Source organism: Pseudomonas lurida, assembly GCF_002563895.1.
GTDB classification, from domain to species: Bacteria; Pseudomonadota; Gammaproteobacteria; order Pseudomonadales; family Pseudomonadaceae; genus Aquipseudomonas; species Aquipseudomonas lurida.
The window spans coordinates 2764796-2777292 of record NZ_PDJB01000001.1 but is presented as its reverse complement, the minus strand read 5'-3'; the positions used below and the strand labels follow the sequence as shown (position 1 = coordinate 2777292).

Annotated in this window: 12 protein-coding genes and 1 pseudogene; 6 read left to right on the top strand and 7 right to left on the bottom strand. The window is 60.2% G+C overall.

Going from position 1 to position 12497, the window contains the following annotated elements; all coding sequences use genetic code 11:
- The first annotated feature begins 37 nt into the window (after nt 1–37).
- Nucleotides 38–307 (top strand): DUF2790 domain-containing protein, encoded by a 270-nt coding sequence (locus tag ATH90_RS12520; protein ID WP_034104711.1) that lies wholly within the window; start codon nt 38–40, stop codon nt 305–307.
- Nucleotides 308–385: 78 nt separating this feature from the next.
- Nucleotides 386–789: pseudogene (locus tag ATH90_RS12515) on the top strand (hypothetical protein).
- Here ATH90_RS12515 and ATH90_RS12510 read toward each other — a convergent pair.
- Both ATH90_RS12510 and ilvA read right to left on the bottom strand, forming a co-directional pair.
- Entirely contained in the window at nt 786–1055 is a 270-nt protein-coding gene (locus ATH90_RS12510) for a DUF1652 domain-containing protein (protein WP_034104707.1), read from the bottom strand. The pseudogene ATH90_RS12515 and the gene ATH90_RS12510 overlap by 4 nt on opposite strands.
- A 216-nt stretch (nt 1056–1271) precedes the next feature.
- Nucleotides 1272–2312 (bottom strand): threonine ammonia-lyase, biosynthetic, encoded by a 1041-nt coding sequence (gene ilvA / locus ATH90_RS12505; protein WP_098466386.1) that lies wholly within the window; start codon nt 2310–2312, stop codon nt 1272–1274.
- A 273-nt stretch (nt 2313–2585) separates the two neighbouring features.
- On the opposite strand from ilvA, the gene ATH90_RS12500 reads away from it, so the two are divergent.
- Nucleotides 2586–2786 (top strand): ParD-like family protein, encoded by a 201-nt coding sequence (locus ATH90_RS12500; RefSeq protein WP_003190946.1) that lies wholly within the window; start codon nt 2586–2588, stop codon nt 2784–2786.
- A complete protein-coding gene (map, locus tag ATH90_RS12495; RefSeq protein WP_034104705.1) occupies nt 2786–3535 on the top strand; it encodes a type I methionyl aminopeptidase in 750 nt (249 codons plus the stop codon). Before ATH90_RS12500 ends, map begins: the two co-directional genes overlap by 1 nt.
- A 524-nt stretch (nt 3536–4059) precedes the next feature.
- Here the strand turns inward: map and ATH90_RS12490 are convergent.
- Together ATH90_RS12490 and ATH90_RS12485 are read right to left on the bottom strand one after the other, a co-directional pair.
- Nucleotides 4060–4986, bottom strand: a complete 927-nt coding sequence (locus ATH90_RS12490) for a magnesium transporter CorA family protein (protein WP_034104703.1) — start codon at nt 4984–4986, stop codon at nt 4060–4062.
- Between the two features lie 7 nt (nt 4987–4993).
- The gene (locus ATH90_RS12485; protein ID WP_034104700.1) at nt 4994–6580 is read right to left on the bottom strand and encodes a RimK family protein; all 1587 of its coding nucleotides are present in this window, start codon (nt 6578–6580) and stop codon (nt 4994–4996) included.
- A gap of 94 nt (nt 6581–6674) precedes the next feature.
- On the opposite strand from ATH90_RS12485, the gene ATH90_RS12480 reads away from it, so the two are divergent.
- The gene (locus ATH90_RS12480; protein WP_034104698.1) at nt 6675–7775 is read left to right on the top strand and encodes a GNAT family N-acetyltransferase/peptidase C39 family protein; all 1101 of its coding nucleotides are present in this window, start codon (nt 6675–6677) and stop codon (nt 7773–7775) included.
- Here the strand turns inward: ATH90_RS12480 and sfnG are convergent.
- Nucleotides 7759–8844 carry a dimethylsulfone monooxygenase SfnG gene (sfnG, locus tag ATH90_RS12475; RefSeq protein WP_098466385.1) on the bottom strand — a complete coding sequence of 362 codons (1086 nt, stop codon included), beginning with the start codon at nt 8842–8844 and terminating at the stop codon, nt 7759–7761. The genes ATH90_RS12480 and sfnG overlap by 17 nt on opposite strands.
- Before the next feature lie 254 nt (nt 8845–9098).
- Between sfnG and ATH90_RS12470 the strand changes: the two genes are divergently transcribed.
- Complete coding sequence (locus tag ATH90_RS12470) at nt 9099–10340, top strand: acyl-CoA dehydrogenase family protein (protein ID WP_098466384.1); 1242 nt, start codon at nt 9099–9101, stop codon at nt 10338–10340.
- A gap of 456 nt (nt 10341–10796) precedes the next feature.
- Here ATH90_RS12470 and ATH90_RS12465 read toward each other — a convergent pair whose 3' ends face one another.
- Together ATH90_RS12465 and ATH90_RS12460 are read right to left on the bottom strand one after the other, a co-directional pair.
- Nucleotides 10797–11582 (bottom strand): sulfite exporter TauE/SafE family protein, encoded by a 786-nt coding sequence (locus tag ATH90_RS12465; protein ID WP_034104691.1) that lies wholly within the window; start codon nt 11580–11582, stop codon nt 10797–10799.
- 91 nt (nt 11583–11673) lie between these two features.
- Nucleotides 11674–12444, bottom strand: a complete 771-nt coding sequence (locus ATH90_RS12460; protein WP_034104689.1) for a class I SAM-dependent methyltransferase — start codon at nt 12442–12444, stop codon at nt 11674–11676.
- Nucleotides 12445–12497: the final 53 nt, after the last annotated feature.

The following is a 12497-nucleotide window of genomic DNA, read 5'->3' as shown; positions in this document are numbered from 1 at the left end:
AGAGTGAAGTTGTACCCACTTGTTGCGGAGAACCACCATGAAACTGCGCACGTTGATGCTCGGTGCCGCCCTTGCACTGGCGGCTGTGTCAGGCCTGGCCCAGGCCGACGATCAAACAGCCGCCGTCAAACCGGTGCCTTATCACTACGGCCTGCCGATGAACATCGACAAGGTCCTGGCCATGAACGAAACCCCGACTGACGAATGCAAGGTCATCAAGGCGGATATCAAGTTCCTGGACAAGGCGGGCAAGGTGGAAGACGTGAGCTATCGAAAAATGTCCGAAGCCTGCGATTTCCAGAACTGAAGCGTTGAAACAACGGTGCCAGGCCCGCACAAATAGGCGTAGTCTTGCGGGCTTGTCATAAGGCCGAAAGGATTCGCCATGCTGTTGAGTTTTCGCACCCTCGCCACCTTTACCGCCCTGCTCTGCTTCGCCTTAGCACTCATCTGGGGACTGCGCCCCGACCTGATGCTGTGGTTGTGGAGCGTCGAATACTCCAGCGCCACCGGGCTGGTGTCGCGCCGCAACGCCGCGTTGTTCCTGGGCATTGGCGTCATGTTCTATTCTACCGCGCGCGCCACGCGCCCCCTTCAGACACACGCCGCGCGCTGACCACCGGGTTCATCACCGGGTGCTTTGTGTTGGCGGCATCAGGGTTCAGTGAGTGGATCAATGGCAATGCGGGACCCGGCATCTTGCTGGCGGTGGTTACAGAAACCGTATTGGGCCTGGCGTTCATCCAGGCCCACAGGGCTTCGGTGCATCACACTCAAGCGTCCAGCTAGTAGACGCCGCGCTCCGACGCTCGTTGAAGGACGGGTGCGTGGGTGTGCTTGAGGTCTTCGCGCAGCCCGGTGATCAGGTTGCAAATGGCTCGACTGCTGTCGAGTTTGTCCGCGTTAATGCCTTTGACTTCCAGATCCACCCGATCACGGTCACGGTCGTCATAGACCTTGATCGTCAACGAGGCATCTTCGGCTTTGATGCATTCGCACCGTTTGGGCAGGAAACTTCCTTCAATAATGCTGCGAAGTTCTAATTCCGAAAGCATGGTCAACCTCTCCTTTCCTGAGACTGCCAACAGATTGTCATGAAGCTGGCGGGCGCTCGCCCGCCACGTCTTACCGACCTTGGAAGACGCTTGTAACACCCAAGCCTACTCGGCAAAAACCGCCCTCGTTGTAACCTTTCTTCATAAGCACTGTACGGGGTTATATACGTTAAACAGCATGCGTTGAATCGTCGTCGAACCGCGTCGATTAAACGTTTAACCCTGCGCTTGGGATTGAACGGCGCCTTGCGCAGCGGCCCTTTCGGCAACATGTCGCAAACTATCGAAGTTGATATTCGCCCCGGAATTGATCGCCACCAGGGTCTGCCCATGCAGATTGTGGCTGGCCACGTATTGACGAATGCCGGCGACTGCCAACGCGCCGGACGGCTCGGTGATGGAACGTGTGTCGTCGTAGATCAGCTTGATGGCGCTGCACAGTTCGTCATTACTGACGGTGATGACCTCATCCACCCAGTCCCGGCAGATCTCGAACCCGTAGGCGCCGACCTGCGCCACCGCCGTGCCGTCGGCAAACCCGTCAACGCTGGGCAGCACCACCCGTTCACCGGCCCGCAGCGCCGCCAACAGGCAACTGGACCCTTCGGGTTCGACGCCGATGATGCGCACCTCGGGCCGCAGGTATTTGACGTACGCGGCAATGCCGGCGATCAGGCCACCGCCGCCCACCGGCACGAAGATCGCGTCCAACGGCCCTTGCTGTTGGCGCAGGATCTCCATGGCCACGGTGCCTTGGCCGGCAATTACGTCCGGGTCATCGAACGGCGAGACGAAGGTGCAGCCGGACGACTCGGCCAACTGCAGCGCATGGGCCAGGGCAAAGGGGAAGCTCGCGCCGTGCAGCACCGCTTGCGCGCCGCGTGAACGCACGCCCAGCACCTTGAGCTCAGGGGTGCTGGCGGGCATGACAATGCGCGCCTCGATCCCCAGCTCCCGCGCCGCCAGGGCCACGCCCTGGGCGTGATTGCCGGCCGACGCGGTGACGACGCCACGCGCTTTCTGCCCAGGCGTGAGCTGCACCAGCTTGTTGTAGGCGCCGCGAATCTTGAAGGAAAAGGTCGGTTGCAAGTCTTCGCGCTTGAGCAATACCTGGTTACCCAGCAGCGCCGACAAGGCCGGGGCCGCCTGCAAGGGCGTGCGCACCGCCAGGTCGTACACCGGGGCAGCAAGAATCTTTTTCACGTAATGTTCAAGCAGTCCCGGGTCGGCAGAGTAAGGCGCGGTGCAGGTGCTCATGGGTGTCTCCTGGCTTTTTGTCAAAGGCCCTGGAGACGGAAAAACAAAACCCGCCTCTAGGGCGGGTTTGGGTACAGCCGTGCGCTATCCCGCCAAATGAGGAATGGCGGTAATAATGCTTGGCTGGCTGCGAAAGGCTTGAAATGTCATGTGACGAAACTAACCGGCGGCCCGTGGCCAAGTCAATGGCCAACCGCCGTTTAGCGGCGAGGGGTTTACGATTGATATACGAAACATATACGCTTTGTATATTCCTACCGCACAGTGAACACCATGGGCATCGTCAAGATCACCGACCAATTGCACGAACAACTGCGCCTGGCCAGCGCTGCGATGGACCGCTCCATCAACGCCCAGGCTGAATTCTGGATCAAGATCGGGCTGCTCGCAGAACTCAACCCCCACCTGCCCTACAACGAGTTGATCAACAAACTGTTGCTGGACAAGCCAGACCTGATCCGGGGGCGCAGTTGATGATCAAGACTGCCGCACAACTGGCCGTGATGCGTGAAGCCGGGCGCCTGCTGGCACAGGTCTTCACTATGCTCGATGGTTTCGTCGCCGCCGGCCGCTCGACCCTGGAGCTGGACGCCGCCGTCGAAGCCTTCATCCGCAACGACCTCAACGCCCGCCCCGCCAGCCTGGGACAGTACGACTACCCCTTCTCCATCAACACCTCAATCAACGAAGTGGTGTGCCACGGCATGCCCAGCGCCAAGGAAATCCTCAAGGACGGCGACATCATCAACATCGACATCACCCTGGAAAAAGGCGGCTTTATCGCCGACTCCAGCAAGATGTACATGATCGGCACCGTTTCCCCCAAGGCCAGGCGCCTCGTGGAAATGACCTTCGAAGCGATGTGGGCCGGTATCCGCCAGGTCAAGCCTGGCGCCCGCCTGGGCGACATCGGCCACGCGATCCAGCGCCATGCGCAAGCCAACGGCTACAGCGTGGTACGCGAGTATTGCGGCCACGGCATCGGCCGGCAGATGCACGAAGAACCGCAGGTCCTGCACTTCGGCCGTCCCGGCACCGGGCTGGAACTGCGTGAAGGCATGGTGTTTACCGTGGAGCCAATGCTCAACCAGGGCAGCTCGAAAGTGCGCAGCCTCAAGGATGGGTGGACCGTGGTCACCAAGGACAACAGCCTGTCGGCGCAGTGGGAACACACGGTGGCAGTGACCGCGGATGGCTTTGAGGTGTTTACGTTGCAGGCCTAGACGGTGTGGGGTTGTTGTTGGGGGACCGGCCCAGCAAAAAACGCTCGTGCCCCAACACTCGGCACCTCGCCTAAGCTCGGTGTGCCCGTAATCCGACAGTGATTGGGGGCTGCCTAAGATCAAAATCAACAGCGTGGCGGCCTTGGAGCCGACCGGTTTCTTACTGTCGATCTCGGTTCAAATGTGGGAGCTGGCTTGCCTGCGATAGCATCAACCCGGTGTACCTGATGGACCGAGCTGTCTGCATCGCAGGCAAGCCAGCTCCCACAGAAAAGCCGTATGTCAGCAAGTAAATCTGTGACTGGCACACCGCATTCGCGAGCAAGCCCGCTCCCACAGTGGGTTCTCTATCCACCAGACGAAGCTGCTTTTGATCTTAGGCGCCCCGTCAACCACGCTGGCCGAGCGCAGGTTTGAATCCGTGGGTAACCCGGCAGGACGCCGGGTTGGCCGCGATGACCGCACAAATGGATGTGTACACAAAAAGACAAGCCACACAAAAGATCAACAGGCTCACACGACATTCACCCGCCGGCTATCCGCTTGAGGCCCAACACCATCAAGCCGGCCCCCAGCCCCATCGCCAGCAGGAACAACGGATACGATACCCACCACGGCGTTCCCGCCGTCATCATGCTGAACTCCGACATACCGCCAATGCTCGCAATCAGGTTCAGCGGCAGGAACACCACGTTGATCAACGTGAGCTTGCGCAACAGGTTGTTCATGCTGTTGTTCATCAGGTTGCCGCGCGCATCGATCAATCCGGAGAAGACGTTGGAATAGATCTCGGCCTGTTTGTAGCACTGGTGGTTCTCGATGATCAGGTCATCGATCAGCCCGAGGATTTCCGCGCTGAAATGCTCCTTCTCGGCATGGTTGCGCAACCGCGACAGCACCGCGCCGTTGCTGTGCAGCGCGTTGATGTAATAGATCAGGCTTTCGCTGAGGCTGAACATCTGCATCAGGTGGTGGTTGCTCATCGACGCATTGAACTGCTGCTGCAACTCCCGGGCGACCAGCTTGATCACCTTGAGGTGGCCCAGGTAGTGGTGGACGTTGTTGAGCAGCAGGTCGAGCAACACATCCAGCGGTGTATGCAACGGACGTCGCTGGCCCAGGCCGGTGAGCGGGGTTTCGTCGGTGGCGATCACCAGCAGGCGACTGGGTGAAAACAGCAGGCCGCAGGACGACACCTCGAACACCAGGTTGCCGCCGCCAGAGTAATTCTCCGGGCGTTTCCAGATCAGGAACAGATTGTCGGGGTGAAACTCGATACGTGACACTTCGTCAGGGTCGAGCGCCGAGGCCAGGGCGTGCTCGTCCAGCTTGTGGTGGTCACGCAGCCACTCACGCTCGGCCAAATCAGGGTTGTTGAACAACAGGATCGGGGCATCATCATGCTCCCCGCTGCGCAGCTTGCCATCGGTCAGTTCAAAACGCTGGATCATCGCCGGCTCACCAGACCTGGCCCTGACGCTTCAACTCCAGGCGCCGCACGAACTCTTCCAGCACCAGGCCATAGAGGTCGTCCTGCAAGTAGGCATCTTCGATACCCGCATCCAGGTTGGGGTTGTCGTTAACCTCGATCACCACCACTTTGTCGCCGGACTGCTTGAGGTCGACGCCGTAGAGGCCATCACCGATCAGGTTGGCGGTCTTGACGGCCAGTTCCACCACCGCCTTGGGCGCCTCGTGGACCGCCAGGGTGCGGCATTCGCCGTTGATGTCCTGCCCGATGGCCTTGTGGTTGTAGATCTGCCAATGGCCCTTGGACATGAAGTATTGGCAGGCAAAGATCGGTTTGCGGTTGAGTACACCGATGCGCCAGTCGTACTCGGTGTAAAAGAACTCCTGTGCCAACAACAGTACCGAATGCTCGAACAGCTCCGCAGTGGCCTTGAGCAAGGCTTCCTGGCTTTCGACCTTGATCACCCCGCGGGAGAAGCAGCCGTCGGGGATCTTCAGTACCAGCGGGAACCCCAGGCGCTCACCGACCCGTTCGAAGTCTTCCGGTCGCTCCTTGTACAGAATCTCGGTGGCGGGCATGCCCAGTTGATGGCTGTTGAGCAGGTCCGTGAGGTAGACCTTGTTGGTACAGCGCAGGATCGATGCCGGGTCGTCCATGACCACCAGGCCTTCGCTTTCGGCTTTCTTGGCAAAGCGGTAGGTGTGGTTGTCGACGCTGGTGGTCTCGCGGATCAGCAAGGCGTCGTACTCGGCCAGGCGCGAGTAGTCCTTGCGCTCGATCAGCTCCACATCGATGCCCAGGCCCTTGCCCACGCGAATGAAATTATCCAGCGCCTTGGCGTTCGACGGCGGTAATTGTTCCTGGGGGTCGTGCAGGATGGCCAGGTCGTAACGGGCCAGGCGACGTGAGCGTGGCTGGCGCCAGATCTTGCGGCTGAAGTTATCCAGGGCGTGGGCGAATTGATCTTCCTGATCGTCGCGCAACTTGTGCAACACGCCAGACTTGACCCCTTCGATGTGCCAGCCGTTGTGCTGCTTGAATTCAACTAACAGAATCGGGCATGGGAAGGCTTCAAACAATTGGCGGGCCAGATCCTGCAACGGCTCTATATTGGTCCGGCCAAAGTAAAGTGTCAGGGTAAAGCCTTCGGTATTGCTGTAAAGGTGATGACTCAAGGCTTTATCGAGGGTTTTATCCAGGTCGTCCAGGGCCAGGCCGTACAGCGACTTCTTCGTCAGTTCGCTGATGGTACGCACCGAGGGAATCACCTTGTGCCCGCGGGCCTCGGCGAGCAACGAACAGTAATAACCGTGCCCCAGGTACTTGTAGCTGCGGCACAGGTTGATCACCTGCACACGCTTGCCGGTCTCGTTTTCCCGGGTCTGTTCCAAGTACTCCTGAGCCGTGACGATGTCTTCGCTGGGGAAGTAGGAGGCCCAATCTTCCTTGCGCTCGACAATGATCACTACTTGACGGGTTCCTTTGAGAGGTGCGGAAAAATAACCTTTATTAGTTATTGTCGCCGCGAGCGTTTGCTCGGATACTTCACGCCAATGACCTTGTACCGCCGACATAATATTTGATCCGCTTTAGAGAACTCGACCTTTTCTATTAAGCACGATCTTTTAGAGAAGTCCCGTTTCGTTACGCAACTTTTACGGCGGTCATATGGCTCTTTGCTTTCGCGTTGCAACCCCCTGCGATGTGCCTGAATTGGTGGCACTGGAACAGCACTGTTTCACCACCGACCGGTTGTCATCGCGCAGTTTCCAGTGGATGGTCAGCCGCGCCAACGGCCAGTTGCTGGTGGCGGAAAAAGAGGGACAGTTGCTCGGCTACGCGCTGGTGCTGTTCCACCGTGGCACCTCGTTGGCGCGCCTGTATTCCATCGCCATCGCCGAGCCTGCACGCGGCCTTGGGCTGGGCAAGCAGTTGCTTACACGCATCGAAACCATCGCGGTGGAACACGACTGTGCCTACCTGCGCCTGGAGGTGCGCACCGACAATCCTGCTGCCCTGGCCCTGTATGAGCGCAATGGCTACCGGCGTTTCGCCCTCATCAACGACTACTACGAAGACCACACCGCCGCCCTGCGCCTGGAGAAACGCATCGTGCAGCATCAGGATGCGCGCCCGCAAAGCGTGCCGTATTACCAGCAGACCACCGACTTCACCTGCGGCGCGGCGTGCCTGCTGATGGCCATGGGCGCGTTGGTGCCGGAGCGCGTGGCGCAACGGCGTGAAGAGCTGCAGATCTGGCGCGAAGCGACCACCGTGTTCATGACCGCCGGCCATGGCGGTTGCAGCCCGCAAGGGCTGGCCTTGGCCGCCTGGCGTCGCGGTTTTGCGGTGCGCATGCAGGTGAATGTGCGCGGGCCGCTGTTTCTGGATGGCGTGCGAGATGCGCATAAAAAGGACGTCATGCGCCTGGTGCATGAGGCATTCGAAGAGGAATTGGCGAGCAGTGACGTCGAGCAAGTGTTCGGCGGCGCGCTGGACTTGCCCCAGGTATTACGTGACGGCGGCCAGCCACTGGTGTTGATCAGCAGCTACCGCCTCACGCGCTCCAAGTCACCGCACTGGGTAATGGTCACCGACTGCGACGATGACTTCGTCTACCTGCACGACCCGGACGTTGACCACAGCCAGCACCGTCAACCCCTGGACTGCCAGCATTTGCCGGTCAGCCATGGGGAGTTCGAACGCATGTGCCGGTTCGGCAATAACAAATTGCGGGCGGCGGTAGTCGTGTTCACGCCACGTTCTTGATCGCAGCCTTGGCCTCCAGCTCACGCACCAGCGGCAACACGCGCTTGCCGAAGTACTCGACTTCTTCCTGGAAGTGCAGGAAACCGGCGAGCACCAGGTCCACCCCCACTGCCTTGAGCGCGACGATGCGCTCGGCGATCTGCTGCGGCGTGCCGATCAGGTTGGTCTTGAAGCCATCGTTGTACTGCACCAGGTCCTCGAAACTGGACTTGGCCCAGTTGCCCTCGCCTTCCGGTGAAGCCTTGCCGGCCTGCTTGGCTGCGTCACCAAAGGCATTCACGGCCTCCGGATCGGCCTTGTCGATGATCTCCGCCAGCACGGCACGGGCTTCTTCTTCGGTGTCGCGGGCAATCACGAACGCATTGACGCCGACCTTGACCGAATGGTTATTCGCCGCCGCCTTGGCGCGGATGTCGTCGACCTGAGCCTTGATGCCTTCCGGGGTGTTGCCGTTGGTGAAGTACCAGTCCGACACCCGTGCGGCCATGTCCCGCGCCGCCCGCGAGCTACCGCCCTGGAACACTTCCGGCTGGCCCAGTGGCTTGGGCTTGAGGGTGTAATGGTTGAACCGGTAGAAGTCGCCTTTGAAGGTGAAGTCGTCCTGGGTCCAGATGCCTTTGAGGGCGCGGATGAATTCTTCGGAACGGCGATAGCGTTCGTCGTGCTCCAGCCAGTGTTCGCCAATGGCCTGGAACTCGCCCTTGAACCAGCCGCTGACAATGTTCACCGCGATACGGCCGTTGGTGAGCTGGTCGATGGTCGCCAGTTGCTTGGCCGCCAGCGCTGGTTGCCACGGGCCGGGCAGGATGGCGGCGATCACCTTGAGCGTGGTGGTCGCAGCCAGCAGCGCGTGGCTGAACGCTACGGATTCATGCTGGTTTTCGGCGCCGTAGCCGGCAGTGAAGCGGATTTGGGTGAGGCCGTACTCAAAACCGGCGGCTTCGGCGAGCTGCGCCAGCTTGCGGTTGTAATCAATGCCCCAGTGAGTGCGTTGCTCGATCTTGCTGACCACCAGCCCACCGCTGACGTTGGGCACCCAATAGGCAAATTTCACGGCTTGCTGACTCATCGAACGGTACCTCGCACAAAGGGATGTACCCAGGGCTTGAGCAGCAAGCATGCCAGGCCGGTGAAACGCCCATGCCAGGGGCTCTGGGCGCAATTGGAGGTGCCGACGACGATGTCGCAGAGTGGGCTGGTTTGTCGAACAGCTGTTGCCAGGGCAACAGTGGCTTGGGGCTTTACCCCGCAAATACGGGCAGCGGCGCCCGGCACGGACTGTGCAATCACCCCTGTACCGATCATTGCCCAGGAACCTTGCCCATGACCGAACAACACGTCATCAACCCGCTGTCGACCGGCGCGGACTACCCGACCCTGGCTGCGCGCTTCCGGCCGATTTTTCAACGCATCGCCGAGGGCGCCGTACAGCGCGAACAGAGCCGCACCCTGCCCCACGAGCCGATCCAGTGGCTAAAAGCCGCCGGCTTTGGCGCGGTGCGCGTTCCCGTGGAGTACGGTGGTGGCGGTGCTTCCTTGCCGCAGTTGTTTGAACTGCTGATCGAACTGGCCGAAGCCGACTCAAATCTGCCCCAGGCCCTACGCGGGCACTTTGCTTTTGCCGAAGACCGCCTGAATGCACCACCCAGTGCCGGTCGCGACCTGTGGTTCAAGCGTTTCGTGGAGGGCGACATCGTCGGTTGCGCCTGGACCGAAATCGGCAACGTGGCCATCGGCGATGTGGTCACCCACGTCAGCCCCGACGGTGACCATTGGAAGCTCAATGGAGAAAAGTTCTACAGCACCGGCAGCATTTTCGCCGACTGGATCGACGTCTACGCCCAGCGCAGCGACACCGGCGCCGACGTGATCGCCGCCACCCGCGCCCGCCAGCCTGGCGTGGTGCACAGCGATGACTGGGACGGCTTTGGCCAGCGCACTACGGGCAGCGGCACGTCACGCTTTACCGATGCCGTGGTGGAAGCAGGCAACGTCATCGACTTTGCCACCCGGTTCAAATACCAGACCGCGTTCTACCAGTTGGTGTTGCTCGCCAGCCTGGCGGGTATCGGCCGTGCGGCATTGCGTGATGTGGCGCATCAGGTGCGCAGCCGCCAGCGCATCTACAGCCATGGCAATGCGGCCCATGTGAGCCAGGATCCGCAGATTCAACAGGTAGTGGGCGACGTGGCTGCTCTGGTGTACGCCGCCGAGGCCAGCGCGTTGAAAGCGACGCTGCCGGCGCAACGGGCTTATGTCGCGAGGTTTGGGGGGGATGAAGCCGTGGAGCGTGAGGCCAACGTGGCGGCCGAAATTGAGTCGGCCACTGCACAGGTGGTGGTGTCCGAGTTGATCCAGCGTGCGACCAGTGAGTTGTTCAATGCATTGGGGGCGTCGGATGTGCGCCAGGGTAAGGCGCTGGATCGGCATTGGCGTAATGCGCGGACGGTGTCGTCGCATAATCCGGTGATCTACAAGGCGCGGATTGTGGGGGATTGGGTGGTTAATGGGGTTGAGCCGCCATTTGTCTGGCAGATTGGGAATGGGCCCGGTACAGCAGCTTAGGCTCGGTGTGCCCGTAACCCGACAGGTTTCTTATTGTCGACCCCGGTCAAAGGTGGGTGCTGGCTTGGCTGCGATGGAATCAGCCCGGTATGCCTGATGTACCGAGGTGCCTGCATCGCAGGCAAGCCAGCTCCCACAGAAAAGCTAGTATGTGATTGATCTATCGACCCAGCACGGCGACCTGGGATCTGACCGTTTTTTTACTGTCGGTCTCGGTCAAAGGTGGGTGCTCTATCCCCCAGACGAAGCTGATCTTGGCTTGCTTGTGATCTGAGGCGCCCCACCCAACACGCTGGCCGTACTCAGGCTTGAATCCGTGGGTAACCCGAGCCTAGGCGAGGTGCCGAATGGTGGGTCAAGTGCCATGGTTACTCTTGGGCTCTTTTTTCAAAAGTGAACCGCCGTAAGGACGGAACCCTAAGCCGCCGCTACCCAAACAACGGATATGCCCCCAAATCAAAACGCCAGTTTGTAGCCGATAGCCATGAGCATCACCGCCAAACACGGGCGCAACACCCCATCCGGAAGCTTGCCCGTCATATGACTACCGATATAAATCCCCGGCAACGACCCCATCAACAAAAAGCCCAGCAGATGCCAGTCCATGTTACCCATGCTGGCATGGCCCAATCCCGCCACCAGGGTCAGCGGCACGGCATGCGCGATCTCAGTCCCCACCAACCGCCGCGTAGCCAGGAACGGATACAGAATAAACAACGCCACGGTCCCCAGCGCACCCGCGCCAATGGACGTCAGGGCAACCATGGTGCCGAGGATCGCCCCCGTCACCACCGTCAGCGCGTTCAGGTTGCGCGGACTCATGTGGTAGTCATCGCCGGCATGCCGCTGGGCAAACGCCAACAGGCTTTTCTTGAACAGAATCGCCAAGGCCGTCAGCAGCAGCACCACGCCGAGGGCCTGCTTGATCACCGCATTCATGGCACTGGGGTCAGTGTGCAGACTGGCCAGGAACCACAGGGTCAGCAACACCGCAGGCACACTGCCCAGGGTCAGCCAGCCGGTGATGGTCCAGTCGATGTTCTTGTTCTTGCTGTGCACCAGCACGCCACCGGACTTGGTGATGGCCGCGTACAACAGGTCGGTGCCCACCGCAGTGGCGGGGTTGATGCCGAACCACAGCAGGATCGGGGTCATCAACGAGCCCCCGCCCACACCGGTCATGCCTACGATAAAACCAACGATCAGGCCAGCAACCACAAAACCAAAATTACCCACATCCATTAAAGCTACCTGCGGCCTTATAAATTTCTGGCCGCAGGATAGCGATTTTTCTTATAACGACTTATATCAATATGATCTGACTTTATGCCTTTTAACTCAGTCGATGGCAGACGTAGGCCTGGGTCTCGTAGGGGAAGGCGACCGTCTCCCGCCCTTTCAACGCCGGATGGGTGTCGATCAGTGCCTGCAATTGTGCGGTAACCATGGCTTTGGGTGCCTCGGGAAGCGCCGCGATAAAACTCACGGAGAGGAAACGGTCCATGATCACTTCTTGAGGGCTGCCGACGTGGCTGTAGGGAAAAAAGGTCACTTCGGGTGCGCAAAAGTACTCGCCGGTGAAAGCCTCGCGCCAGCGCCCGGTGTGAAAGCGCGGGGTGTCGCCTTCGTAGGGAGTGATGATGTCAGTGATGGCGGCGACCCAATCCACCGATTCATCCCGCACGTTCCACACCAGGCCAAGGCGGCCGTCGGGCTTGAGCACGCGATGGATTTCTGCCAGGGCAGCCTCCGTGGAGAACCAGTGGAATGCCTGGGCACACACCACCGCATCAGCGCTGGCGGCGGGCAGTGGGATGGATTCAGCGGTGCCATTGACCAGGCGTACGGCCGGCAGCAGTTTGGTCAACTGGGCGCCCATGGCCGCGACCGGCTCGACGGCGGTCAATGTCGGTGCCAGGGTGCTGAGCAAACGGGTGAACTTGCCGGTGCCGGCGCCCAGGTCAATCACGTTCGACTGGGCATCGATGCGCAGGGTCTCGGCCAGCCAGCCCGTCAGTTGCCTTGGGTAATCCGGCCGGCCCTGGGCGTAGGTGACGGCCTGGGTAGAGAAACCTTGTTGAGCAGACGTGTGAACACCAGTCATTGCCAATCTCTCCTCGGGTAAAGCGGGGGCACAGTGTGCGCCCTCTATCATTT